This window comes from Actinomadura chokoriensis, assembly GCF_039529475.1.
In the GTDB taxonomy this organism is placed as follows: domain Bacteria; phylum Actinomycetota; class Actinomycetes; order Streptosporangiales; family Streptosporangiaceae; genus Spirillospora; species Spirillospora bangladeshensis.
Genome location: NZ_BAAAMW010000007.1, coordinates 237,494 through 261,549, shown reverse-complemented (window position 1 = coordinate 261,549; position 24,056 = coordinate 237,494). Strand labels below are relative to the sequence as shown.

27 protein-coding genes are annotated in these 24,056 nt (G+C 75.1%); 10 read left to right on the top strand and 17 right to left on the bottom strand.

The genetic code is table 11. The features are described 5' to 3' along the window. Window positions 1-15: 15 nt before the first annotated feature. From kamD to ABFX46_RS18235, 6 genes are all read left to right on the top strand, one after another. Window positions 16-1,635, top strand: coding sequence for a lysine 5,6-aminomutase subunit alpha (kamD, locus tag ABFX46_RS18260; protein ID WP_346043554.1), 1,620 nt, complete (start codon window positions 16-18; stop codon window positions 1,633-1,635). Then, window positions 1,632-2,486, top strand: coding sequence for a lysine 5,6-aminomutase subunit beta (gene kamE / locus ABFX46_RS18255; RefSeq protein WP_346043553.1), 855 nt, complete (start codon window positions 1,632-1,634; stop codon window positions 2,484-2,486). Before kamD ends, kamE begins: the two co-directional genes overlap by 4 nt. Continuing rightward, the gene (gene kal / locus ABFX46_RS18250; RefSeq protein WP_346043551.1) at window positions 2,479-2,889 is read left to right on the top strand and encodes a 3-aminobutyryl-CoA ammonia lyase; all 411 of its coding nucleotides are present in this window, start codon (window positions 2,479-2,481) and stop codon (window positions 2,887-2,889) included. Before kamE ends, kal begins: the two co-directional genes overlap by 8 nt. Before the next feature lie 530 nt (window positions 2,890-3,419). Continuing rightward, the gene (lnt, locus tag ABFX46_RS18245) at window positions 3,420-5,111 is read left to right on the top strand and encodes an apolipoprotein N-acyltransferase (protein WP_346043549.1); all 1,692 of its coding nucleotides are present in this window, start codon (window positions 3,420-3,422) and stop codon (window positions 5,109-5,111) included. 5 nt (window positions 5,112-5,116) lie between these two features. Next, complete coding sequence (locus tag ABFX46_RS18240; protein ID WP_346043547.1) at window positions 5,117-5,863, top strand: polyprenol monophosphomannose synthase; 747 nt, start codon at window positions 5,117-5,119, stop codon at window positions 5,861-5,863. A 102-nt stretch (window positions 5,864-5,965) separates the two neighbouring features. Beyond that, window positions 5,966-6,493 (top strand): FxsA family protein, encoded by a 528-nt coding sequence (locus ABFX46_RS18235; protein ID WP_346043545.1) that lies wholly within the window; start codon window positions 5,966-5,968, stop codon window positions 6,491-6,493. Window positions 6,494-6,536: 43 nt separating this feature from the next. Here the strand turns inward: ABFX46_RS18235 and ABFX46_RS18230 are convergent, their stop codons facing one another. The 3 genes from ABFX46_RS18230 to ABFX46_RS18220 are packed head-to-tail and all read right to left on the bottom strand — an operon-like array spanning window position 6,537 to window position 9,699. Then, the gene (locus ABFX46_RS18230; protein WP_346043543.1) at window positions 6,537-7,322 is read right to left on the bottom strand and encodes an ABC transporter permease subunit; all 786 of its coding nucleotides are present in this window, start codon (window positions 7,320-7,322) and stop codon (window positions 6,537-6,539) included. Continuing rightward, a complete protein-coding gene (locus ABFX46_RS18225; RefSeq protein ID WP_346043542.1) occupies window positions 7,319-8,773 on the bottom strand; it encodes a DUF1349 domain-containing protein in 1,455 nt (484 codons plus the stop codon). Before ABFX46_RS18225 ends, ABFX46_RS18230 begins: the two co-directional genes overlap by 4 nt. After that, the gene (locus tag ABFX46_RS18220) at window positions 8,770-9,699 is read right to left on the bottom strand and encodes an ABC transporter ATP-binding protein (protein ID WP_346043540.1); all 930 of its coding nucleotides are present in this window, start codon (window positions 9,697-9,699) and stop codon (window positions 8,770-8,772) included. Before ABFX46_RS18220 ends, ABFX46_RS18225 begins: the two co-directional genes overlap by 4 nt. A 135-nt stretch (window positions 9,700-9,834) precedes the next feature. Here ABFX46_RS18220 and ABFX46_RS18215 point away from each other — a divergent pair, with 135 nt between their 5' ends. Both ABFX46_RS18215 and ABFX46_RS18210 read left to right on the top strand, forming a co-directional pair. After that, window positions 9,835-10,833, top strand: a complete 999-nt coding sequence (locus ABFX46_RS18215; RefSeq protein ID WP_346043538.1) for a sensor histidine kinase — start codon at window positions 9,835-9,837, stop codon at window positions 10,831-10,833. Next, window positions 10,830-11,492, top strand: a complete 663-nt coding sequence (locus ABFX46_RS18210) for a response regulator (protein WP_346043537.1) — start codon at window positions 10,830-10,832, stop codon at window positions 11,490-11,492. Before ABFX46_RS18215 ends, ABFX46_RS18210 begins: the two co-directional genes overlap by 4 nt. A gap of 69 nt (window positions 11,493-11,561) precedes the next feature. Here the strand turns inward: ABFX46_RS18210 and ABFX46_RS18205 are convergent, their stop codons facing one another. From ABFX46_RS18205 to ABFX46_RS18195, 3 genes are all read right to left on the bottom strand, one after another. Further along, window positions 11,562-11,906 (bottom strand): RNA polymerase-binding protein RbpA, encoded by a 345-nt coding sequence (locus tag ABFX46_RS18205; protein ID WP_067638127.1) that lies wholly within the window; start codon window positions 11,904-11,906, stop codon window positions 11,562-11,564. 145 nt (window positions 11,907-12,051) lie between these two features. Continuing rightward, window positions 12,052-12,654 carry an ATP-dependent Clp protease proteolytic subunit gene (locus ABFX46_RS18200; protein ID WP_346043535.1) on the bottom strand — a complete coding sequence of 201 codons (603 nt, stop codon included), beginning with the start codon at window positions 12,652-12,654 and terminating at the stop codon, window positions 12,052-12,054. Further along, complete coding sequence (locus ABFX46_RS18195; protein WP_346043533.1) at window positions 12,651-13,292, bottom strand: ClpP family protease; 642 nt, start codon at window positions 13,290-13,292, stop codon at window positions 12,651-12,653. Before ABFX46_RS18195 ends, ABFX46_RS18200 begins: the two co-directional genes overlap by 4 nt. A 94-nt stretch (window positions 13,293-13,386) precedes the next feature. Between ABFX46_RS18195 and ABFX46_RS18190 the strand changes: the two genes are divergently transcribed. Then, window positions 13,387-13,674, top strand: a complete 288-nt coding sequence (locus ABFX46_RS18190; protein ID WP_346043531.1) for a type II toxin-antitoxin system Phd/YefM family antitoxin — start codon at window positions 13,387-13,389, stop codon at window positions 13,672-13,674. Between the two features lie 105 nt (window positions 13,675-13,779). Here ABFX46_RS18190 and ABFX46_RS18185 read toward each other — a convergent pair whose 3' ends face one another. Genes ABFX46_RS18185 through ABFX46_RS18175 form a run of 3 tightly spaced genes read right to left on the bottom strand, consistent with a single transcriptional unit; the run spans window position 13,780 to window position 15,987 of the window. Next, the gene (locus ABFX46_RS18185) at window positions 13,780-14,844 is read right to left on the bottom strand and encodes a dipeptidase (RefSeq protein ID WP_346043530.1); all 1,065 of its coding nucleotides are present in this window, start codon (window positions 14,842-14,844) and stop codon (window positions 13,780-13,782) included. Between the two features lie 35 nt (window positions 14,845-14,879). Next, window positions 14,880-15,179, bottom strand: a complete 300-nt coding sequence (locus tag ABFX46_RS18180; RefSeq protein WP_346043528.1) for a hypothetical protein — start codon at window positions 15,177-15,179, stop codon at window positions 14,880-14,882. Between the two features lie 10 nt (window positions 15,180-15,189). After that, complete coding sequence (locus ABFX46_RS18175; protein ID WP_346043526.1) at window positions 15,190-15,987, bottom strand: glycerophosphodiester phosphodiesterase family protein; 798 nt, start codon at window positions 15,985-15,987, stop codon at window positions 15,190-15,192. A 104-nt stretch (window positions 15,988-16,091) separates the two neighbouring features. On the opposite strand from ABFX46_RS18175, the gene ABFX46_RS18170 reads away from it, so the two are divergent. After that, window positions 16,092-16,313 carry an EF-hand domain-containing protein gene (locus ABFX46_RS18170; protein WP_346043524.1) on the top strand — a complete coding sequence of 74 codons (222 nt, stop codon included), beginning with the start codon at window positions 16,092-16,094 and terminating at the stop codon, window positions 16,311-16,313. A gap of 6 nt (window positions 16,314-16,319) precedes the next feature. Here the strand turns inward: ABFX46_RS18170 and ABFX46_RS18165 are convergent, their stop codons facing one another. The 8 genes from ABFX46_RS18165 to ABFX46_RS18130 all read right to left on the bottom strand — a co-directional run bounded on the left by ABFX46_RS18165 (window position 16,320) and on the right by ABFX46_RS18130 (window position 23,916). Further along, on the bottom strand, window positions 16,320-18,158 hold the full coding sequence (locus ABFX46_RS18165; protein WP_346043523.1) for an MFS transporter: 1,839 nt from the start codon (window positions 18,156-18,158) through the stop codon (window positions 16,320-16,322). A gap of 152 nt (window positions 18,159-18,310) precedes the next feature. Beyond that, window positions 18,311-19,117 carry a rod shape-determining protein gene (locus ABFX46_RS18160; RefSeq protein ID WP_346043522.1) on the bottom strand — a complete coding sequence of 269 codons (807 nt, stop codon included), beginning with the start codon at window positions 19,115-19,117 and terminating at the stop codon, window positions 18,311-18,313. Further along, window positions 19,114-19,431: a TraR/DksA family transcriptional regulator gene (locus tag ABFX46_RS18155; protein WP_346043520.1), complete on the bottom strand. Its 318-nt coding sequence runs from the start codon at window positions 19,429-19,431 to the stop codon at window positions 19,114-19,116. Before ABFX46_RS18155 ends, ABFX46_RS18160 begins: the two co-directional genes overlap by 4 nt. Before the next feature lie 153 nt (window positions 19,432-19,584). Beyond that, entirely contained in the window at window positions 19,585-20,154 is a 570-nt protein-coding gene (locus ABFX46_RS18150; protein WP_163064270.1) for a TrmH family RNA methyltransferase, read from the bottom strand. Further along, on the bottom strand, window positions 20,151-20,765 hold the full coding sequence (locus ABFX46_RS18145; RefSeq protein ID WP_346043519.1) for a class I SAM-dependent methyltransferase: 615 nt from the start codon (window positions 20,763-20,765) through the stop codon (window positions 20,151-20,153). The genes ABFX46_RS18150 and ABFX46_RS18145 overlap by 4 nt, the downstream gene beginning before the upstream one ends. Window positions 20,766-20,852: 87 nt before the next feature. Further along, window positions 20,853-21,800 (bottom strand): VWA domain-containing protein, encoded by a 948-nt coding sequence (locus ABFX46_RS18140; RefSeq protein ID WP_346043518.1) that lies wholly within the window; start codon window positions 21,798-21,800, stop codon window positions 20,853-20,855. Further along, a complete protein-coding gene (locus tag ABFX46_RS18135; protein WP_346043517.1) occupies window positions 21,797-22,903 on the bottom strand; it encodes a DUF58 domain-containing protein in 1,107 nt (368 codons plus the stop codon). The genes ABFX46_RS18140 and ABFX46_RS18135 overlap by 4 nt, the downstream gene beginning before the upstream one ends. Beyond that, window positions 22,900-23,916, bottom strand: coding sequence for an AAA family ATPase (locus ABFX46_RS18130; RefSeq protein WP_346043515.1), 1,017 nt, complete (start codon window positions 23,914-23,916; stop codon window positions 22,900-22,902). Before ABFX46_RS18130 ends, ABFX46_RS18135 begins: the two co-directional genes overlap by 4 nt. Between the last annotated feature and the right edge of the window lie 140 nt (window positions 23,917-24,056).

Below are 24,056 nucleotides of genomic sequence, written 5' to 3'. Positions count from 1 at the left end.
TGAGGGGAGACGGCAATGGCGCCGCAGGGAAAGCTGGACCTCGACCCGGAGGTGGTGCGCACCGCCCGGCGGCTCGCCGCCCGGGCCGCCGAGCCGATCATCGGCATGGCCCGCTCCCATACGACCGTCTCGGTTGAGCGGGCGCTGCTGCGCCTGGCGGGCCTCACCGGCGCCGACGACGAGGGGCGCCCCTGGGCGAACCACCTCGCCGACGCCGTCCGCGCCCAGGTCGGCCTCGAGCACGGCCTCGCGCTCCCGGTCTGGGACGCGCTGCTGACCGGCCCGCACGCCACCCTCGGCGACCTCGCGCAGGCGGCCGCGCGCGGCCGGGTGTCGTTCCGGCTCCCGTCCGGCACCGACGCCGACCACGCCCGCAAGGCGGCCGGCGAGGCCGCGCGCGGCGGCATGGCCCGCATCGACCGGCGCCGCGCCGAGCGCGACCGGCTGATGGCCGAGCTGCCGACCCCCGACGCGGCCGACCCGCCGCGCCCGCTGGTCTACCTGATCGTCGCGACCGGCGACATCTACGAGGACGTCCCGCAGGCGCAGGCCGCCGCGCGCGAGGGCGCCGACGTCGTCGCGGTGATCCGCTCCACCGGCCAGTCGCTGCTGGACTTCGTCCCCGAGGGCGCCACCCGCGAGGGCTACGCCGGCACCTACGCCACCCGCGAGAACTTCCGGCTGATGCGCGCCGCGCTGGACGACGTCTCCCGCGAACTCGGCCGCTACGTGCGGCTGACCAACTACGCGTCCGGGCTGTGCATGCCGGAGATCGCGACGCTCGCCGGGCTGGAGCGCCTGGACATGATGCTGAACGACTGCATGTACGGGATCATCTTCCGCGACATCAACCCGCGCCGGACGTTCATCGACCAGCGCTTCTCCCGGCAGATCCACGCCCGCGCCGGCATCGTCATCAACACCGGCGAGGACAACTACCTCACCACCGCCGACGCGGTCGACGCCGCGCACACCGTGGTCGTCAGCCAGCTGCTGAACGAGCGGTTCGGGCACGAGGCGGGCCTCACCGACGCCCAGCTCGGCCTCGGGCACGCCTTCGAGATCAACCCGGCGATCCCCGAGTCGTTCCGGCTGGAGCTCGCGCACGCCCAGCTCGTCCGCGAGCTGTTCCCCGGCGCGCCGCTGAAGTACATGCCGCCGACCAAGCACATGACCGGCAACATCTTCGCCGGCTACCTGCTGGACGCCTTCTTCAACCTCGCCGGCGTGATGACCGGCCAGTCGATCATCCTGATCGGGATGATGACCGAGGGCATCCACACCCCGTGGCTGTCGGACCGCGACCTGGCGCTGGAGAACGTCCGCTACGTCCGCGACGCGTGCGGGAACCTCGCCGAGGACTTCATGCCCCGCCCGGACGGGATGCTCGTCCAGCGCGCCAAGCAGGTCCTGTCGGAGTCGGTCGACCTGCTGGGCCGGATCGCCGACGACGGGCTGCTGGAGGCGATCGCCGAGGGCACGTTCGGCGTCACCCGCCGCCCGCCCGACGGCGGCAAGGGCCTGGACGGCGTCGTCCCGCGCGCCGACGGCTACTTCAACCCCGCGATCGAGATCCTCGACACCGAGGACCCGCACGCCGCCCACGCCGACGCCGAGCAGGAGGTGCCCGCATGACGGTCGAGAGCGCCGGAACCGGCACGCAGACCCCGCCGGGGACCCCGGCCGAACCCGCCGACACCCGGCAGGTCATCCGCCCCTACGGCGACACGACCGGCGACGGGATGGTGCAGATGTCGTTCACGCTGCCCGTCCCCGCCGGCAAGCGCGCCGACGCCGCCGCCCTGCAGCTCGCCGGGAAGATGGGGCTGGACCCCGCCAGCGTCGTGCACGCCAAGCCCATGGGGCCCGACTTCACCTTCTTCATCGTGTACGGGAAGGTGCGGCACCTGATCGACTACGCGTCCATCCCCGTCCCGGAGGAGCGCGCGTACCCGCTGCTGACCTCGCAGGAGGTCAACCTGGCGATCCGCGAGGGGCTGAACCGGCGGCTGGTCGTCGTCGGCGCCTGCATCGGCACCGACGCGCACACCGTCGGCATCGACGCGATCCTGAACGTCAAGGGGTTCGCGGGGGAGAAGGGCCTGGAGTACTACCGGGAGATCCAGGTCGTGAACATGGGCGCCCAGGTCACCGTCGAGGAGCTGGTAGAGCGCGCCAAGGCCGAGAACGCCGACGCCGTCCTGGTCTCCCAGGTCGTCACCCAGCGCAACGCCCACCTGCACAACACCAAGCAGATGGCCGCCGCGTTCCACGGCGAGTACCCGACCGCCGTCGCCGGCGGGGTGGGCCGCCCGCTGCTGGTGGTCGGCGGCCCCCGGTTCGACACCGTCACCGAGGCCGACCTCGGCGTCGACCGGATCTTCGGCAAGGGCACCACGCCCGCCGAGGTCGCCAGCTACCTCGTCCACGCCCTGCTGCCCGACCGCCCGCACCCCGGCACCGAGGGAGAGACCGACGATGAGTGATCCGCGCGAGGGGACGGCCGTCACCCACCGCCGCTACGTCCCCTACTCCCACGCCCACTACGCGGGCGACCTGGTGGACGGCGCCTACGTCCTCGGGCTGTTCGGGGACGCGGCGACCGAGCTGTGCATCCGCACCGACGGCGACGAGGGCCTGTTCGCCTCCTACACCGACGTCCAGTTCCGGGCGCCGGTCAAGGCCGGGGACGTCCTGGAGACCACCGCCGTCCTGGTCCGCGCCGGCACCCGCAGCCGCGCGATGGCGTTCGAGGCCCGCGTGGTGTGCCGGGGCCGGCCCGACAGGGGGGAGTCGGCCGCCGAGGTGCTCGCGGAGCCGATCGTCGCGGTCACCGCGACCGGCACCGTGGTCGTCGCCGCGCCGGGCGGCCGACCGCACGGCCACTGAAACCGCCACGCCATGATCGCCGATCTTCGGGGCCGATTTCCCGGGTCGGTGATCATGGCGTTGACCTGCGGTGACAGGGTGTCACCGCAGAACATGGCGCGGTTGACACCGGGCCGTGAGCCGGTAGTTTTGCTGCAGTCCAGCACGGGACTCACCGATCGGCCGCCCGAGGCGCCGCCGGGCACCGCAGCACGACGGGGACGGGGATCACGCGAGTGGTCGGCAACGTGCCCGCCTCAACCAGTGCGGTGCGCCGGGAGCGGACCCGGACGGAGCCGCCCGATCGCGCGGGGGGTTGGACCCGGGAAGGGCCCGGACATCCAGTAGAAAACGGAGCCTCGCTCTCACCGCCTGTGAGACGACTCCGGCCCGACGGATGTCGCGGGCCCTCTTCCGTGTCCGCGCGCCCGCCCGCGCCCTCTCCCGAGCCCCCTCCGCCCGCGCACGGGCCGCGCGCACGGGCCGTGGTCGCCGCGGGCGCCCGCGCCCGGTAGCGTTCCGGGGAGGGAACGAGCGAACGAGGTGGGGACGTGGCCCAGGAGACCCTCCCGGACCGGTCGCCGGCCCGGGGCCCCGGCGGGGGCCCGGACGGCGCACCCGGCGGCGGGGAGCCGAGCGGCCGGCTGAGCCGGCTCGGCGCCGGCCTGCGCCGCGGCGGCCGCGCGGGCTGGCCCCGCACCCTGCTGGCCGCGGCCGCCGGGCTCACCCTGTGGCTCGCGTTCCCGCCGATCGACCTCACCTTCCTCGCGCCCGCCGGCGTCGCGCTGCTGACGCTCGTGCTGCGCGGGCAGCGGCCCCGCACCGGCGCCTGGCTGGCGTTCGTCGCCGGCGCCGCGTTCTTCATCCCCGTCCTGGAGGGCATCTCCCGGATCGGCCCGGACGGCTGGATCATCCTCAGCCTCGTCCAGGCCGCCTACTTCCTGCCGATGGGCGCCGGGATCGCCGTCGCCTCCCGGCTGCCCGGCTGGCCGGTCTGGACGGCCGCGCTGTGGGTCGCCGAGGAGGCGGTCCGCGGCCGCGTCCCCTTCGGCGGGTTCCCGTGGGCGCGGCTGGCGTTCAGCCAGACCGCCACGCCGCTGACCCCGTACGCGTCCTACGGCGGCGCGCCGCTGGTGACGTTCCTGACCGCGCTGCTCGGCGGGCTGCTCGCCTACGCCGCCGTCGCGGCCCACCGCGCCCACCGCGCCCACCGTGCCCGCCGTGATGCCCGGGCGTCCGAACCCGGCCGCGACGGGGCCCCCGGCCCGCGCCGCCTGCTCCTGCCGGCCGCGGGCGCCCTCGCGCTGGTCGCCGCCGTCACGGGCGGCGGGCTGCTGATCCCCACCCCGGCCTCCGGCCGGCCCGTCACGGTCGCCGTGATCCAGGGCAACGTGCCGCGCCTCGGCCTGGACTTCCTCGGCCAGCGCAAGGCCGTCCTGAACAACCACGTCAAGGCCACCCACGAGCTGGCCGCGCAGGTCCGCGCCGGCAAGGTCGCCAAGCCCGCGCTGGTGGTGTGGCCCGAGAACGCCAGCGACCTCGACCCCTACGAGGAGCCGGACGCCTACAACGCCATCGACGGCGCCGTGAAGGACGTCGGCGTCCCCGTCCTGGTCGGCGCCCTCACCGACACCCCCGACGGGGAGAAGGTCGAGAACCGCGGCATCGTCTGGGACCCGGAGTCCGGCCCCGGCGACTACTACGTCAAGCGGCACCCGGTTCCGTTCGGGGAGTACCTGCCGTTCCGCGACGTCCTGACCAAGCTGATCACCCGGTTCGAGCGGATCCCGCGCGACTTCGCCAAGGGCACCCGCTCGGGCGTGATGCGGCTCGGGCCGGTGGACGTCGGCGACGTGATCTGCTTCGAGGTGGCCTACGACAAGGAGGTCCGCGACGTGGCGCGCGGGGACGTCCTGGTCGTGCAGACCAACAACGCCACCTACGGCCGCACCAGCCTGCCCCCGCAGCAGATCGCGATGTCCCGGCTGCGCGCGGTCGAACATGGTCGTACGATCTTGGTTGCGGCGACCAGCGGGATCAGCGCCATCGTCGCGCCGGACGGCCGGATGCTCGCGGAGTCCCGCGAGTTCGTCCCCGACATCCAGGTCCGGACCGTCCCGGCGCGCACCGCGCGGACGCTGTCGGACCGCCTCGGGGAGGCGCCGGAGTGGGCGCTCGCGGCGCTCGCGCTCGGCGCGGTCCTCGCGGGGGCATGGACAGCCAGGAAGAACGAGGGGAATTGACACCGATGGAGATCCCAGCCGACCTCGGCCGGGTGCTCGTGATCATCCCGACCTACAACGAGCGGGACAACATCGAGCGCATCACCGCCCGGGTGCGCAAGGCCGTCCCGTCGGTGGACGTCCTGGTGGTCGACGACGCCAGCCCCGACGGCACCGGCGACCTCGCCGACGCGATGGCCGAGAAGGACGACCAGCTCAAGGTCCTGCACCGCGAGGGCAAGGACGGGCTCGGCCCGGCTTACATCGCCGGGTTCCGCTGGGCCGCCGAGCACGGCTACGACGTCATGGTCGAGATGGACGCCGACGGCTCCCACCAGCCGGAGGAGCTGCCGCGGCTGCTGGCCGCGCTGGAGGACGCCGACCTGGTCATCGGCGCCCGCTGGGTGCCCGGGGGCAAGGTCCGCAACTGGCCCAAGCGGCGCGAGGCGCTGTCGCGCGGCGCCAACACCTACGCCCGGCTGATGCTCGGCATCCCGCTGCACGACGCCACCGCCGGGTACCGGGCGTTCCGCGCCGCGACGCTGGCGAAGATCGGGCTGGAGGAGGTCGACTCGCGCGGCTACTGCTTCCAGATCGACCTGGCGCTGCGCGCGCTGCGGCAGGGCCTGCGGGTCGTGGAGGTGCCGATCACCTTCGTCGAGCGCGAGCACGGCACCAGCAAGATGAGCCGGGACGTGATGGCCGAGGCGGCGCTGCGCATCACCCAGTGGGGCATGGCCGACCGCGTCGGCAAGATCCGCCCGCCCCGCTGAGGGGCACCGGCGCCGGCGGACACCGGGGCCCGCGGGGAAACGAACGGGCCCGTCCCGGCGTTGTACAGGGGAGAGCTCGTGCGACGACCCGAAAATGGAGCCATGCTGCCGCTGCTGATCCTCCTGGCGTTCCTGGCCGTGCCCGCCCTGGAGATCTTCGTGCTGATCCTGGTCGGCGGGGCGATCGGCGTTTGGCCCGTGATCGGGCTGCTGGCCGCCGAGACCGTGCTCGGGGCGTGGCTCGTCCGGCGGGAGGGCCGCCGCGCGTTCGGTGCGCTCCACGACACCGTCCGCACCGGCGTCCTGCAGGACCGCGAACTCGGCGACGCCGCGCTGGTGATGGCCGGCGGGATGCTGCTGCTGTTCCCCGGCTTCGTCACCGACGCGGTCGGGCTGGTGCTCGTGCTGCCGTTCACCCGGCCCCTCGTCCGGCGGGCGCTGTCGGCGTTCGCCGCGCGGCGGCTGCGGGCCGCCGAGGAGCGGGCCGCGACCGTGTTCCCGCCCGGCCCCGGCGCCGGGTTCGACCCGTTCGGCCGGGGTCCCGGCCCCGAGCGCGTGGAGACCCCGCCGGGACCGGTGGTCCGCGGCGAGGTCATCCGCGAGGACGACGACACGGCGTCGCGCGCCTGAGCGGCACCCCTGACGGCGCCCCTGAGCGGGCGCGCCCGGGCGGCTAGGCGTCCCGGGCGGCGAGCAGGGCGCCGCCCGCCAGCAGCGCGGCCGCCGCGTACCCGGCGAGGACGCCGAGGCCCTGCCACGGCCCGATCGGCAGCAGGTCCAGGTTCCGCGTCGCCTGCACGGCGAGGCCGGCCGGCATCGGCGCCGCCTTCTCCAGCCGGTCCTGCCAGGCGGGGTTCGCCGCGAGCCGGGTGACCACCGGGACGATCCACAGCAGCGCCAGCACCGCCGTGATCGCCGCCGCCTGCTCCCGCAGCGCCGTCCCCACCCCGAGCGCCAGCAGCGCCACCAGTACCAGGTACAGCACGGTGCCGGCCGCGGCGCGCGCCGTCGGGCCGTCCAGCGGGGACAGCGGCGGGTAGCCGTTCGCGGCCGTGAACCCGCCGCCGGGCAGCAGGCCCCGCCCGGCCGCCAGCGACGCCAGCACCCCGGCCGTCCCGGCGGCGGCGACGGCCCCCGCGACGACGGCGGCCTTGGCGGCCAGCACCGCGGCCCGGCGGGGGACGGCGGCCAGCGTCGCCGCGATCGTCCCGGTGGCGTACTCGCCGCCGACCGCCAGCACGCCGAGCACGACGGCGGGGACCTGGCCGATCTGGACGCCCGACAGCGCCAGCTTCGGCGTGTCCTCCAGGCAGCCGGCGGGGCTCGGGCAGTGCGCGGTGTCGACGGAGCCGGTCACGGCGGCGCCCACGGCGGCCGTGAGGCCCGCCAGGGCCGCGAGGACCCACCAGGTGCTCGGCAGCGTCCGCAGCTTCGTCCACTCGGCGTGCAGGGCCTTCACGCGTCCCTCTTCCGGATCAGCCAGGCCGCCAGCGCCAGCGCGGCCGCCGTGTAGGCGCACAGGACCCCGAACCCGGCCCACGGGGCGATGGCCTGGTCGAACCGCGGGACGGTCCGCTGGACCGCGAACCCGGCGGCCGGGGTGAGGCGCTCCAGCCACCGCGCCGCCGACAGCGGCAGCCCGGTCGCGACGATCTGCGGGACGAGCAGGAGCAGCAGCACGATCGTGATCGCGGGCGCGCTGCGCCGCACGATCACCGCGACGGACAGGGAGAGCACCGCGACGACACCGAGCAGCGCGCCCGTGCCGAGGACCGCGCGCAGCACCGCGCCGTCCGACAGCGGCGGCGGCGCCATGCCGTGCGAGCGGAGCACCGGCCCGGCCAGCAGCACCGCGCCGAACGCCGCCGCGAGCCCGGCCGCCAGCGACGCCGCCCCCACGACGGCCGCCTTGGCCGCGAGGACGCGGCCGCGGCGCGGGGAGGCCGCGAACGTCGTGCGCAGCATCCCGCGGCGGAACTCGGCCGTCATGGACAGCACCGCGAGCGCGACGATGGCCGCCTGCCCGATCAGCACGCCGGTCAGCGTGGTCCGGGTGATGTCGTCGGCGAACTCGTCGGGGCCGATGTCGCCGGTGCCCTTCAGCGTGAACGTCCCGGCGGACTCGGTGCGGCCGTCGGCGCCCGGGTCGGAGGCCGGCCCGCCCGGTGCTCCCCGGTCGCGCCAGGACGCGCCCGGCGCCGCCGGGGAGACCGACACGTGGTCGAACGTCGCGCGGGTCGCGCCGGGGCTGCCGGAGACGCTCTCGCCGCCGAACTGCCGCTGCACCCGCACCTGGTCGGGCGCGGCCGCGAACATGCCCGCCAGGGCCTGCTCCGGCAGCCCCTCCAGGCGGACCGACCCGACGCGGTGCCAGGCCCGGCCGTCGGGGGAGTCGTAGCCGGTCACGGTCGTGCCGGTGCGGGCCAGCTTCAGCCAGCGCGGCGTGGCCGCCGCCCCGCCGCCCTGCCCGCCGCTCTCGTAGCCGGTCTGCAGCCGCACGCCGTGGCCCGGCGTCACCATCAGCGCCGCGTAGGGGGTGCCGTGCCGCGCGCTGCCCCGGATCATCAGCCCGGCCTTCGCCCACGCGCCGCCGCCGTCCTGGGACGCGACCCGGGCGACGATCGAGCCGTCGCCCGCGAGGGGCAGGTAGGTGTAGTGCCCGAGATCGAACACGGCCGACGCCCGCGGGGGCGCGGCCTGCCCGCCCGAGCCCGTGGAGTCGGTGCCCGCCGCCGCCAGCAGCGCCACCAGCACCGTGAGCAGGACCGACGCGAGCAGCGTCAGCATCCACCGGGGGACGGTGCGCAGCTTGGTCCACTCGGCCAGCAGCAGCCGCCCGAACCCGTCCCGCGCCCGCGCCCGGACGCGGCTGCGGTACGGCGTCCCCGCGGGGGGAGCGGGGGCGGTCACCGGGCCCCCCGCCCGGTCACGGCCTGGAACTCCACCGCGTCCCTGGTCAGCTCCATGTAGGCCTCCTCCAGCGTCGCCCGGTGCGCGGAGATCCCGCTGAACGCCACCCCGGCGCCGGTCAGCAGCGCGATGATCCGCTCGGACGGCAGGCCCGCGACCGTCACCGCGTCCGGCCCGGTCGCGGTGGCCGTGGCGCCCGCGCGGGCCAGCACCGTCATGGCCTCCTGCCGCTCGGCGGTGCGCAGCTCGACCCGCCCGCCGGACGCGGCGGCCAGGAGGTCGGCGACGCTGGTGTCGGCGATCAGCCGGCCCCGCCCGATCACCACCAGGCGGTCGGCGCCGCCCTCCAGCTCGCTCATCAGGTGGCTGGACACCAGCACCGCACGGCCCTCGGCGGCCAGCGAGCGCAGCAGCCCCCGGATCCAGGTGATGCCCTCGGGGTCCAGGCCGTTGACCGGCTCGTCGAACATCAGCACCGGCGGGTCGCCGAGCAGCGCCGCCGCGATCCCGAGCCGCTGCCGCATGCCGAGCGAGAACCCGCCGGCCCGCCGCCGCGCCGCGCTCGCCAGCCCGGCCAGCTCGATCACCTCGTCGACCCGCCGGGCGGGCAGCCCGCCCGCGTGCGCGAGCCAGCGCAGGTGGTCGCGGGCCCGCCGCGCCGGATGCACCGCCGCGGCGTCCAGCATCGCGCCGAGCCGGCACAGCGGCGTCTTCAGCGACCGGTAGGGTTTCCCGCCGACCAGCGCCGTCCCGGCGTCGGGCCGGTCCAGGCCCATGATCATCCGCATGGTGGTGGACTTGCCGGCGCCGTTCGGGCCGACGAACCCGGTGACCTGCCCGGGCCCGGCGGTGAACGACAGGTCGTCCACCGCGACCGCCGCCCCGTACCGCTTGCGCAGGCCCCGCACTTCGATGGTTGCCTCCATGCTCCGGGAGGCTACGGACCGGCCCGCAGCCGCGTCGTCACGCCGGGGAGGCGTCTTCGCGGGGCCGGGCCGGGGGACGCGGGTCCCTCCCGGGAGGGACGCGGCCGGGCCGCCGGACCCGCCACAATGGCGTTCGTGGCGGAGATCGGCGGGCGGTCGCGGTGGCCGGCGGCGGGCGCCTGCCTGGCCGCGGCCGGCGCCGCCGAGGCCGTCGTGCGCGCGCACGGGTCCCCCGCCGCGCTGTCCCTGGCGATCGCGGTGGACGTGTGCGCGACGCTGCCGCTCGCCCTGGCCCGCGACCGGATCACCGGCGCCGCCGCGACGATCACGGTCGCGGCCGCCGCGGCGTGCGTCCTGCACCGCGGTGCCGCCGTCGCCGCGCTGGTGGCGCTCGGCACCGTCTGGGCGGTGCTGGTCCGGCGGCGGATCCTGCGCCGGCGCGCCGAGGCCGCCGCGGACGCCGCGTCCCGCCGCGCGTTCGAGAGCACGCTGCTGGAGCACACCGCGCGGGGCGAGCGGGCCCGCATCGCCCGCGAGCTGCACGACGTCGTCGCCCACCACATCTCGATGATCTCCGTGCAGGCCGAGACGGCGCGGCTCGCCGTCCCGGGCATGCCCGCCGAGGGCGCCGAGCGGCTGCTGGCCATCGGCGACACCGCCCGCACCGCGCTCACCGAGATGCGGCGGCTGCTCGGCGTGCTGCGCGAGGACGCCGGCGCCGAGCCGACCCGCCGCCCCCAGCCCGGCCTGCAGCAGCTCCTGGACCTGGTCGACGAGTCCCGCGGGTCGGGCGCCGCCGGGGTCCGGCTGATCGTCCGCGGGGACGTCGCCGCCCTCGACCCCGGGCTGGAGCTCGCCGCCTACCGGATCGCGCAGGAGGCCCTCACCAACGCGCGCCGGCACGCCCCCGGCGCCGCCGTCGACGTGGAGCTCGACTACGCGCCCGACGCGCTGCGGGTCACCGTCCGCGACAACGGCCCCGGCCCCGGTCCGGGGGCCGGCCCGGGGACCGCCGGGCACGGGCTGCTCGGGATGCGCGAACGCGCCGCCGCCGTCGGCGGCGACCTGCGCACCGGGCCCGGACCGGTCGGCGGGTTCCTGGTCGAGGCGACGCTGCCGCTGGAGGCGCCGTGACGGTCCGCGTGGTGGTCGCCGACGACCAGGAGGTCGTCCGCGCCGGGTTCGGGGCGCTGCTCGGCACCCAGCCGGACCTGGCCGTCGTGGCGACGGCGTCCGACGGCGCCGAGACCGTCGCGGTCTGCCGCGCGCACCGGCCCGACGTCGTGCTGATGGACGTGCGGATGCCCGTCATGGACGGCATCGAGGCCACCCGCCGCGTCACCGCCGAACCGGACCCGCCGCGCGTGCTCATGCTGACCACGTTCGACCTGGACGAGCACGTCTACGACGCCCTCGTCGCGGGCGCCAGCGGGTTCCTGCTCAAGGACGTCACCGCCGAGCGGCTGTTCGACGCCGTCCGGGTCGTGGCCGCGGGGGAGGCGCTGCTGGCCCCGGCCGTGACCCGCCGCCTGATCGGCGAGTTCGCGCGGCTGCGTCCCCGCCCGCCCGGCAGCGGGGCCCTCGCCGGCCTCACCCCGCGCGAGACCGAGGTGCTCCGCCTGGTCGCCGGGGGACTGGCCAACGCCGAGATCGCCGCCCGCCTCGTCGTGGGGGAGGAGACGGTGAAGACCCACGTCAGCCGGATCCTGCGCAAGCTCGGCCTCCGCGACCGCGTCCAGGCCGTGGTCGCCGCCTACGAGAGCGGCCTCGTCCGGCCCCGCACGGGCCGCTGACGGCGTCCGGGCATGGGACGGGCCCGCACCGTCGCCGGTGCGGGCCCGTGAAAAGATTCCCTCGTTCGCTTATGCGGACTTACGGCGTCCCGCCCGCAGAATCTCCAGGCGCTCGGCGAGGACCTCCTCCAGGTCCTCGACGGTCCTGCGCTCCATGAGCATGTCCCAGTGGGTCCGCGGCGGCTTCCCCTTCTTCGTTTGCGGCAGCTCCCCGTCGACCCGCAGGGCCGTGGCGCCGCAGTTGCGGCATTCCCACGTCATCGGCACCTCGGCCTCGGCGGCGAGCGTCACGGTGAACCGGTGGCCCTTCGTGCAGGTATAGTCCACCTCTTGGCGAGGGGCCAGATCGGTGTTGCGATCATTCTCGTAGCTCGTCGCTCCGAGTCGGGTGCCGCGAAGTGCGCGCTCGGCCATCGTCACGTGCCTCCCAGACGGCTTGCGGTCTTGCCCTGACCAACGCTGAATACCCCGACAAGATTCCCTCGCCCGGGGTGATCCAACCCTGCAGTTTCCGGCCGCCCGGGGCCGCGGCCGCGGAACCTGCGGCTCCGCCCGCCGGTCAGCGCGAGGTGAGCACCGCGTCGACCAGCCCGTACTCCTTGGCCTCCGCGGCGGTGAAGTACCGCTCGCGGTCCAGGTCGCGCCGCACCGTCGCGGCGCTGCGGCCGGTCGCCTCGGCCAGGATCGTCTCGGTCTGCTCCCGCAGCCGCAGCACCTCCCGCGCCTGGATGTCCAGGTCGGTGGCGTAGCCGCGGGACACCTCGATCTCCGGCTCGTGCAGCAGGATCCGCGCGCCGCGCAGCGCCTGCCGGCGGCCCGGCGACCCGGCGGCCAGCAGCACCGCCGCCGCCGACCCGGCCTGCCCCACGCACGTCGTCTCGACCTCGGGCCGGACGTAGCGCATCGTGTCGCAGATCGCCAGCATCGCCGTCAGCGACCCGCCCGGCGAGTTGATGTAGAGCGCGATGGGCCGGTCGGGGTCCATGCCCTCCAGCGCCAGCATCTGCGCGGTGACGTCGTTGGCGCTGGTGTCGTCCACCGGCGCCCCGAGGAAGACGATGCGGTCCTCGAAGAGCCTGTTGTAGGGGTTGGTGTCCTTGCGGCCGTAGGTCGTCTGCTCCTCGTACTCGGGGACGAGGTAGCGCCGTTCCGCACGTGTCATGTGCCCACCCGGTCGGTGCTGTCGATGACGTGGTCGACGAAGCCGTAGTCGCGGGCCTCCTCGGCGGTGAACCACGCGTCGCGGTCCCCGTCGGCCTCGATCTGCTCCAGCGGCTGCCCGGTGTGGAACGCGGTGCGCTCGGCCAGGGTCCGCTTGAGGTAGAGCGACTGCTCCGCCTGGATCTTGATGTCGGACGCGGTGCCGCCGATCCCGCCGTGCGGCTGGTGCATCATCACCCGCGCGTGCCGCAGCGCGAACCGCTTGCCCCGCGTCCCCGCGCACAGCAGCGTCTGTCCCATGGAGGCCGCCATGCCCATCGCGACCGTGGATATGTCGTTCGGGACGAACTGCATCATGTCGTAGATCGCCATGCCGGCGTCCACGACCCCGCCGGGCGAGTTGATGTAGATCGTGATGTCGCGCCGCGCGTCCTGCGCAGCGAGGAGCAGCAGCTGCGCGTTCACCCGGTTGGCGACCCGGTCGTCGATCTCGCTGCCGAGGAACACGATCCGCTGCGCGAGCAGCCGCTCGAACAGCTGCGCGTCCGCGAGCTGCGGCACCTCCGCCACCGCGGCCCGCGACCTCCCCGTGAACGTCTCCACTCGCCCGGACCGGTCCTCTGCCGCCTGCCTGCGCATCGAGTCCTCCTCCACATCGCTGGATACAGAATGTACATTCTGTACAGAGCGCAGGCGAGTTCGGTCCGGCGACGTTCGCTATAGGATGAAAAGCGTGGAAATCGCGGTGACGCAGGCCCGGAAGATCTTCGCGGAGCTTCTGAACCGGGTCGTCTACGGCGGCGAGGAGGTCGTCCTCACGCGCCACGGCAAGACCGTGGCCGGCATCGTCTCGGCGGACGACCTGGAGCTGCTGCGCCAGGTCCGGTCCGCCCGGCTCGACCTGACCCGGGCCGACCGCCCCACCGCGGACGAGGGCCCGCGCGGCATCCCCGAGGAATCGCCGCTCAGCGTCGCGGCCCAGTACCGCGCCCCCGGCACCCGCCCCGGCTTCAGCCGCTGATTCGGGCCTCCGGCTGAACTGCAGACGTGCCTGCGTCGCGGGCGTCACCAGGAGCGGCGCCGACCGGCGGGTCGGCGGTCCGCTGTGCCCGGCGGGACGGCGGTGTCAGGCGGGGCGGCCGAGCTCCTTGCGGAAGAGATGGTGGACGTTCTCGCCGAGGATCTTGCGGATGTCGGGCTCGGTGTGGCCGCGGCGGAGCAGGGCCTCGGTGACCAGGGGCAGGCCGCGCGGGCCGTCGAGGCCGGGGACGGCGGCGCCGACGTCGAAACCCGCCAGCGCGCTCATGTCCTCGCAGCAGGGCGGGGTGAGCTCGCGGCTGACCTCGCGGACGAAGTCGGGGCCGAGGCCGACGTGGTCGATCCCCGCGACGGAGGCCACGTGCTCGATGTGGTCGACGAGGCGGTCGACGGTGTAGCCCTCGGGATCGGCGGCGAGGAAGCCCGCGACGAAGTTGACGCACACCACGCCGCCGGTCGCGGCGATGCCGCGGAGCTGGTCGTCGGTGAGGTTGCGGTGGTGGTCGCGCAGGGCCCGGGCCGAGGAGTGGGTGGCGATGACCGGGCGGGTGGCGAGTTCCAGGACGTGGGCGACGCCGGTGGCCCCGAGGTGGGAGATGTCGAAGACCACGCCGAGCCGCTCCAGTTCCGCGACCGCCTCGACGCCGGCGGCCGTGAGGCGGCTGCCGGCGGCGTCCTCGCCGCTGCCGTCGGCCAGCGGGGTGCGGCCCCAGTGCGCGATCGAGGCCACCCGCATGCCCAGCCGGTGCAGGGTGGAGAACAGTTCCACGTTCGCGTCGAGGCCGGGGGCGCTCTCCAGGGCCAGCACCAGGGCGATCTTCCCGTCCGCGAGCGCCCGGTCGATGTCCTCGCCGTTCCGGCACAGGGCGACCTCGCCGGCGTTGCCCTCGGCGAGCACGTGGGCGGCCTCGACCATCCGGAGGGTCTCGCGCAGCGCCCCCTCCGGCCGGAACCGGTCGTCGATGAAGACGGGGAGGACCTGCAGGTCCACGCCTCCATCGCGGAGCTGGGGGAGCCAGCGCTCCCGGAAGAACCCGGCCCACTGCGCGGGCGGGCGCGCCGCCACGGCCATCAGCAGATCGTTGTGGGTGTCGGCGACGACGGCGCGGCGGTGGAGGTCGGCGGACATCTCGATCCCTTCTGTGCCGGACATGCGCAGCCTAGGGCCGCGGAACTCGTCGGTGGGCACTATGACGCCCATGCGCCGGGGTGATCCGGCGACGGGGACGACCAGCTCGGGGCGCAGCCCTCGGCGATCACGGGGCGTCCGGAGACCAGGGCGCGCAGGTCGTCCAGCGCCCAGGCGAATCGGGCGGGGAGGCCGGCGAGGGGCTCGGCGGCCATGGCCTGCGGGGTGGTGTCCACCCACGCGGTTTCGGGGTCGGGGCCGCCGGGCGGCTCGCCGAGGCGGACGCGGCGGGCGGTCCGGCGGTCGTCGTGGGCGCGGGCGAGCGTGCCGGACGGGTCCGAGGCGTCGTCCGCGGCCACGCGGGCCTCCTCAGGCGGTGGCATGGGGCCACAGTCCGCGGGCGGACATGATGCGGCGGAGGGTCAGGAGCTCGTCGGTCATGATGCCGTCGATGCCGATGTCCAGGAGGCGCTTCATCGCGGCGGGGTCGTTGACCGTCCAGGCGTGGACCTGCAGGCCGAGGCGGTGGGCGTGGTCGATGAACGCCTCGGTGACGAACGGGACGGGCCCGAGGCCGTAGGGGACCTGGGCGCAGGCGACCCCGGTCGAGGCGAGCCGGACCAGCTTGGCCGCGGGCCCGCCGTAGGAGCGGGCGCGCAGCGCCATCAGGCCGCGGGGGCCGAGGGCGGTGCAGACGTCGCGGTCGGTGAACAGCGGCAGCCGGGCGCGCATCTGGGCCAGGCGGCGGGTGGAGAACGAGGTGATGCACACCCGGTTCCAGGCGTTGGTGCGGTGCAGCGTCGCGGCGAGCGGGCCGATGACGTGGGCGTCCTTCAGGTCGATGTTGACGCGGGCGTCCGGGAAGGAGCCGAGGACGTCCTCAAGGCGGGGGATGGGCTCGGTGCCGGCGATGCGGGCCTTGGAGACCTCGGCGTAGGGGAGCCGGGAGACGGCGCCGGTGCGGTCGGTGACGCGGTCCAGCGTGCGGTCGTGGAAGGCGACCACGACGCCGTCGGCGGTGGCGTGGGCGTCGGTCTCCAGGTAGCGGTAGCCGAGGTCGGTGGCGCGCTGGAAGGCCGCCATGGAGTTCTCCGGTCGCCCCGCGCCACCGCGGTGGGCGAAGGGGATCGGGCCTGGATGGTCGAGGAACTCATGCGAGTGGCGCACCCGTCCGATTATGGCGGACCGGACGATCAAGCCTGACCTTACTGTGTAAAGGCCGTCGGCGTGATGCTACGGTCGCCCCGCCATCGATCAACGAAGGAGCAGCCATGACGAGCGTGGACGACTACAGGGCGACGTTCGAGCTGGTGGACGTCGACGGCGACGGCTACATCTCGACGGCCGAGCTGAAGAACCTGATGGGCAAGCTCGGCCAGGACATCACCTCCACCCGGGCGGTGGAGGTGGTCGTGGCCGCCGACGCCAACGGGGACGGCAAGATCTCCCTGGAGGAGTTCACCGCGCTGATGGAGGGGGCCGCCCGCTCCTGACCGGGCTCAGGCCGGCCGGCGCCGGATCTTGAGGGCGTTGTCGACGCGGGTCATCGTGGTCCCGTCCGGGGCGGTCTGGAGGCGTTCGTTCTCGGCGCTGAGCAGCACGTCCCAGGCGCCGTCCGGGAGGCCGAGGGACGCCAGGACCTCGTCGGCGGTGGGCAGGTGGAGGTGCGGGTGGGCGTCGGGGTCCCAGGGCGGCGGCCCGGCGTGCCCGGCGACGAGCAGGACGCCGCCGGGGGCGACGGCCGCGGCGGCCTCCCGCAGGATGGCCTCGCGCGGCATCGCCGGGTCGAGCGAGTGCAGGAACATGGCGGTGACCAGGTCGTAGGCCCCGCCGGGGAAGGACTCGGCGAGGTCGTGCCGCTGCCAGTCGACGCGGTCGGCGACGCCCGCGTCCGCAGCATGGCGCGCGGCGCGCTCGAGGGCGGTGCGGGAGATGTCGGTGCCGGTGACGCGCCAGCCCCGCCGCGCGAGCCAGATGGCGTCGGCGCCCTCGCCGCAGCCGAGGTCCAGGGCGGTGCCCGGCTCCAGGCCGGTGGCCTCCTTGACGAGGACGGCGTTGGGGTCGCCGCTCCAGACGCGGTCGTGCTCGGCGTAGCGGGCTTCCCAGAAGTCTGCGTTGCTCATGGTCTCGTCCATGCCCCGATGATGCGCTGAGGGTTCTCGTTCCGGCGAATCGCGTTGCCGTTCCGGCAAAAGCCGCAGTGCCGCGGCGGCGGCGACGGCGGGGGCCGCGGCGAGGGCGTAGCTGAGCGGCAGGGGCAGCGCGTCCAGGAGGACGCCGGTCGCGGCCGTCCCGCCGGCGGTGCCGAGGTTCAGCGCGGTGTTGACCCAGGCCGCCGCGCGGGTGCGGGCGGCGGGCGGCGCGGTCGCGTCGGCGATCAGGTAGGCGGTGGCGAGGGTCGGGCCGATGAACAGCCCGGCCGCGCACGCCGCCGCGGTCAGCGCGAGGACGGACGGCGCGAGGCCCGCGGCGGCCAGCGCGATCCCGAGCGGGCACAGGAGGGCGGCGAGGCGGGCGCGTCCCGGCGCGGAGCGGCTCAGCGCGCCGTAGGCGAGGCCGCCGAGGGTGCTGCCGACCGCGAGCGCGGCCTCCACCCAGGCGACCGCGGCGGGCTGCTGGTGGTGCCGGGTGAACGCGACGGCCAGCAGGCCGGCCGAGCCGATCACCACGCCGGTGGCCGCCGCGGCGGCGGACGGTGCGAGCGGGACGGCGCGCACGCGCGGCCCCCGGCGGCGCGCGGGCGGCCCGGGCCCCACCGCCGGGGAGGTGACCAGGCCGGCGGTCCCGGCGATGACGAGGACGGCGCTCAGCGCGATCCCGAGGGACGGTGAGGCGACCGCGGTCAGCAGCCCGGCCAGCAGCGGGCCGACGACGAAGACCAGTTCCTCGCAGACGGTGTCGAGGCTGTAGGCGCGCCGCAGCAGCGGACCGTCCGGCACGAGGACGTTCCACAGGGTCCGCATGACCACGCCCAGCGGCGGCATGGCGGCGCCGGCCGTGGCGGTGAGCGCGGCCAGCAGCGGGAACGGGGCGCCGGGACGCCAGGTGAGGGCGGCCAGCGCGGCGAGGGTGAGGGAGTAGGCGGCGGCCATCGGCGGCAGGGCGCGGCGCGGCCCGTACCGGTCGATGAGCCCGGCGCGCAGCGGCGACAGGACCGAGACGGTGAGGCCGAGCAGCGCCAGGAGCGCGCCGGCGCGGGCGTAGGAGCCGGTGGCGGCGGTGAACGCCAGCGTCAGGGACAGGAAGACCGTCCCGTAGGACAGGCGTCCGAGCAGCGCGAGGGCGAAGGTGCGGAAGGCGTGCGGCGCGCGCAGGACGGCCGCGTACGACGGTGTCACGGGGGTGTTCCTCGGAGAAGCCCGCGGGGGGCGGCTAACGGGGGGCGCCGGAGGCCGCCGCGGTCCGCGGCGGCGGGGCGTTCTACCCGTAGATGAGGAACTGCACGGGACGTATCGTAGCGTGCCGGTCGCCTGCGCTGTCGCCGGGCCGGTCAGGCGCGGGTGAGGCGCCAGGCGTCGGGGGAGCGGCAGGCGTGGGCGAGGCCGCGGATGGTGGCGCGGGCCGGGTCGCGCGCGATGGTGATGGTGAGGCTGATCTCGGCGGTGAGGCGGCCCGGCAGGGACGGCAGCCGGGCGCCGCCGCCGGTGAGCAGGAGGCCGCCGTCGCGGGCGGTGCGGCGCAGCGGGGCGGGCAGGTCGGCCAGCAGGTGCTGGACGCCGGCGGCGAGCCGCTCGCGGACGTGCTCGGGCAGCCGGGGCGCCTGGTGGCCGGCCTGCCGGTCGGGGACGTACTGGATGGACCGCGCGGAGTGGACGCGGCCGCGCATGACGACGGCCATCTCGACGATGCCGGCGCCGATGTCGAGGATGAGCCGGGGCCGCGGGTCGCCGACGGCGATGCCGGCGCCGATGACGGCGGCGAGCGGGGCCTCCATGGTCCGCACGGGGCAGCCGGCGGCCGCGCGGACGGCGTTCGCCGCGCGGCCGAGCTGGATGCCGCTGGCGGCGGACGGCACCGCGAGCAGGACGTGCCGCAGGCGCAGGCCGGGGTCGGCCTCCATGAGCGTCAGGCGGGTCAGCCGGGTGCAGGCCCCGGCGTCGGCGACCATGCCGTGCTCGATGGGGCGGGCCGGGACCGCGCGGGCGCGGCGGCGCCCGGTGGTGATCTGGACGGGGCCGCCGACCGTGGACGGGCGGTCGACGATCACGTCCAGGGCGGGCACGCTCGCGCGGATGCGGCTGCTGCCGAGGTCGAGGGCGGCGCGCGGGCCGTCCGGCGGCGCCGTGGCCGTGGTCACCGTCGTCGCTGCTGGCAGTTCACGCAGCGGCGGGCGTACGGGATGATCTCCAGGCGGCCTTCGGGGATGGGCTTGCGGCAGTCCTCGCACAGGCCGTAGGTGCCGTCGCCGAGGCGGGCGAGGGCGGCGTCGATCTCCTCCAGGTTCCCCTGCAGCGTGCCGCGGCGGGCCATGACGGCCTCGTCGGGGGCGCTCTCGCCGGCGAGGAGCTCCAGTTCCGCGATGTGGGTACGGCGCTCCTTTTCGAGCAGCTCGCGGGCCTGCGAGGCCGCCGCGCCGCCGGGCGCGCCGTTGACCGCGCTGTTGACCGTCATCGCCATGGGCTCCCTTGAAAAGGTGGGTGTCGGGGGTCGCCGGGGAAAGTACGCGGCGAACTTCCACCATGCGGCAAGGGGGCGTGAACGGCCATGGGTGCTGGCACCCATTTCCGGTGGGTGCGGGGGTGCAGGCGCGGGCGGGGCCGGGGGCTAGGCGCTCCATTCGCGGCGGCGGGCCTCGGCGAGGGCGATGGCGGTGGCGACGGCGACGTTGAGGGAGCCGACGCGCCCGATCTGGGGGATGTAGGCGACGGCGTCGGCCGCGGCGAGGAGCGCGGGGGAGCAGCCGTGGTCCTCGCCGCCGACGGCGAGGCAGACGTCGCCGTCCAGGGGCGCGTCGTGGAGGGGGACGGCGTCGGCGGTGAGTTCGACGGCGACGAGGCGCAGGCCCTCCTTGCGGACGGCGGCGGCGGCCTCGGCGGGGGTCCCGGCGTGCTCCCAGGGGACGAGGCGGTCGGTGCCGAGGGCGGTCTTGGCGACGCCGCGGTGGGTGGGGGGCGTGGCGTTGCCGGCGAGCCAGAGGTGCTCGACGCCGAACACGGCGGCGCTGCGGATGATCGAGCCCATGTTGAACGGCTGGGTGACCGATTCGACGAGCAGGCCGAGGCGGGCGTCGGTGCGGCGGCGCCAGTCGCGGTTGAGGCGCTTGACGTCGGTGCCGCGCAGCTGCCGGCGGCCGGGCGCGGTCTCGGGCGTGCTCTTGGGGTCGCGGGTGCTCATCGGGCGGGGCCTTCCGTGCGGGACGAGACGCGCAGGACGCGGTAGGCGGACCGGGAGGCGATCCGCTCGGTGGGGAAGCCCCGGCCGGCGAGCCACCGCTGGAGGGAGTCGGAGCCGAGGTGCTTCTGGACGACGAGGTGGGCGAGGGCGCCGGGGGCGAGGCGGGGGAGCCAGGCGAGGAGGAGGTCGTGCAGGGCGGCCTTGCCGATGCGGATCGGGGGGTTCGACCAGATCGCGGCGAACCGCAGCGCGGGGTCGATCTCATCCGCCAGACTGAACCTTACATTGTCAAGGCCGGCGGCTTTGGCGTTGCCCTCTGCCATTTCCAAAGCACGCCGATTAACGTCAACGCCCCAAACCATCGACGAAGGGGAACGCTTCGCGAGGGTGAGGGCGATGGGCCCGTACCCGCAGCCGAGGTCGAGGAGGTCGCCCTCCTGCGGGGGCCGCGGGACCGTCTCCAGCAGGACGCGGGTGCCGGGGTCGACGCGGTCGGGGGAGAACACGCCGCTGTCGGTGTCGAGCCGCAGGTGCAGGTCCGGCAGGACGAGGTCGACGGTGCGGCGCCGGCTCGCGGCCCCGGGCCGCTCGGCGAAGTAGTGATCCCCCACGTCCGCCGACGCTATCAGTGCGGGCGCGGCGGAAAGACCGGTCCCGGGGTGCCCGCGTCCAGGGGCGGCCCGGGGGGGCGGCCGGGGTCAGGGCAGCCGGGAGAACCAGGCGAGCGAGACGCCGCCGGCGGCGAACGCGAAGAGCAGCGCGATCCCGATGTAGCGGGCGGCGACGTCGCGGTGCTCGATCTTGAACCCGAGGGACGTCCCGATGTTGCCGTAGACGTCGTCGAGCTGCCCGGCGTCGGCGGCCTCGTAGGCCTTGCCCTGGGTGCTGTCGGCGAGGGTCTTCAGCGTCTCCTTGTTGACCGAGACGCTGGTGGTCTCGCCCTCGATGTCGACGGTGCCGTACGGGGTGCCGAACGCGATGGTGGAGACGGGGATGTGGGCGACGCGGCTGGCGTCGATGGCCTCCTGGACCGAGCGGCCGGTGGTGTTGTCGCCGTCCGACAGCAGGACGATGTGGGCGGGCGGCGGGTCCTGCCGGGCGTCGGCGTCGAAGGACCGGACGGCCTGCAGGGAGGTGAAGACGGCTTCGCCGATCGCGGTCCGCTTGGCGAGGGCGAGCTGGTCGAGGGAGGCGATGGCGGCCTCCCGGTCGGCGGACGGCGCGGCGACGAGGTTGGCGTTGCCGGCGAACGCGACGACGCCGACGTTGAAGCGGGCGGGCAGGTCGCCGATGAACTTCTTGGCGGCGGCCTTGGCGGCGTCGAACCGGCTGGGCGAGACGTCCCGGGCCATCATGGACAGCGACACGTCCACGGCGACCATGATGGTGGCGCGGTCGCGGGGCACCTTGACCGAGGACGCGGGCCGCGCGAACCCGACCATCATCAAGGTGATCATGGCGAGGAACAGCACGGCGGCGACGTGCCGGCGCCAGCCGGGCCGCCTGGGCGCGACCTGCGACAGCAGGGCGAGGTTGGTGAAGCGGACGGCGTACCGCTGCCGGCGCAGCTGCATGAGCAGGTAGGCGGCGGCCAGCAGCGGCAGGAGGCCGAGGAGCCAGAGTCGTTCGGGTGACAGAAAGGTCATGGGCGCACTCCCGCGGTGGTCTCTGACCGTCCCCCAGCCCCCGCCCGCCGCCTTTCGGCGGACGGGCTGCGCTCGACGGACCTGCCGGCGGCGCGGCGCTGGCGGAGGGCGAAGCGTGCGACGTCGGCGATCCAGTCGCGGTCGGTGCGCAGGACCAGGTGGTGGGCGCCGCAGCGGCGCAGGGCGGCCCGGGTGCGCTCGCGCTGGTCGGCGGCCGCGGCGGCGTACCGTTCGCGGACGCGGCGGCTGAGCACGATCTCGTGGACGGCTCCGGTCTCCGGATCGGCCATCTCGACGAGTCCGACGTCGGGGAGGTCGAGTTCGCGGGGGTCGATGATCTCGATGGCGAGGACCTGGTGGCGGGCGGCGAGGCGGCGCAGCGGGCGCTCCCAGTCGGGCCGGCCGTGCGCGCCCCGGTCCGCGGCCGGCGCGGGGTCGCCGCCGTCGGGGGCGAGGAAGTCGGAGATGATCACGCGGAGGCCGCGGCGGGTCTGGCCGCGGTCCAGGGAGGTGATGGCGGCGGCGAGGTCGCGGGGCGTGGCGGCGGTGCGGGCGGTGTCGGCGCGGTGGGCGCCGTCGTGCACGGACTGGGCGTCCAGGACGGCCTGGAGGAGGGCGTACATGGCGGCTTTGCCGGTGCGGGCGGGCCAGCGGCGCATGCCGTCGGCGTGCAGGAGGTAGGCGCCGGCACGGTCGCCGAGGCGGACGGTGAGGAATCCGATGGCGGCGAGGGCGGCGACGGCGAGGTCCCGTTTGATCATGGTCTCGGTGCCGAAGTCCATGCTGGGGGTGAGGTCGACCAGGGCCCAGGCCTCGAGTTCGTGGTCGGCGATGAGGTCGCGGACGTGGGGGGTGGTGGTGCGGGCGGTGACGGCCCAGTCCATGTGCCGGACGTCGTCCTCGCCGGGCTGGTAGAGGCGGGCTTCGGCGAGTTCGGTGCCGGGGCCGGGGATGAGGCCGAGGTGCTCGCCGTTGAGGAGCCCGTCGAGGCGGCGGGTGACCTGGAGTTCCAGGCGCCGGAGGGTGCGCTCGGGGGCGAGGTGGGCGAGTTTGCCGCTGTGCCGCCGCCGTCCCGTGCCGGGCCCGGTGGTGCGCCCGGTCATGCGGTCGTCACCGCCGCCGCTCCGTGGTTCCAGACCACGCGGGGCGGGGGGACTGCGGTGATGATCTGGGCGATGACGTCGCCGGGGTCGATGCCGTCGGCGATGGAGTCGAAGGTGAGGACGAGGCGGTGGGCCATGACGTCGCGGGCGACGGCGCGGACGTCGTCGGGCAGGACGTAGTCGCGTCCCGACAGCAGGGCGAGGGCGCGGGCGGCGGAGGCCAGGCCGAGGGTGGCGCGGGGGCTGGCGCCGATCTCGATGACGCCGCGCAGGTCGGGGAGGCGGTACTGGTCGGGTTCGCGGGTGGCCATGACGAGCCGGACGATGTAGTCGGCGATGAGTTCGTGGACGGAGACCTCTTCGGCGGCGCGCTGGAGGCCGGCGAGGCGGTCGGTGTCGAGGATGCGGGCGGCTTCGGGCGGGTCGACGCTCATCCGCTGGAGGATCTGGAGTTCCTCGTGGGCGGCGGGGTGGTGGACGTCGATCTTCATGAGGAAGCGGTCGCGCTGGGCTTCGGGGAGGGGGTAGACGCCTTCGGACTCGATGGGGTTCTGGGTGGCGAGGACGATGAAGGGCCGGGGCAGGGGGTAGGTGTTGCCGCCCAGGGAGACCTGGCGTTCGGCCATGACCTCCAGGAGGGCGGACTGGACTTTGGCGGGGGCGCGGTTGATCTCGTCGGCGAGGACGAAGTTGACGAAGACGGGGCCGAGTTCGACGTCGAACTGCTCGGTGGAGGGGTGGTAGATGCGGGTGCCGACGATGTCGGAGGGGACGAGGTCGGGGGTGAACTGGAGGCGGGCGAAGGTGCCGCCGACGACTTCGGCGAGGGTGGAGACGGCGAGGGTCTTGGCGACGCCGGGGACGCCTTCGATGAGGCAGTGGCCGCGGGCGAGGAGCGCGACGATCATGCGTTCGACCATGTGGTCCTGGCCGACGATGACCTTCTTGACCTCGGCGAGGGTGTTCTGCAGGAGTGCCGCGGCCTCGTCGACGTCGGTGGCGGCGATGGTCATGGTGGGCGTCCCCTCGCTGTGCCTGGTGTCCGTGCGGTCCCTGCCGTCCCCGGCCGGTCGCCCGGGGGCTTGTCGGTGGTGTGCCGGGGTGGTGTGCCGGGTGGGTGCGTTACGACCCTACGCGATCACTTGTACCCGTT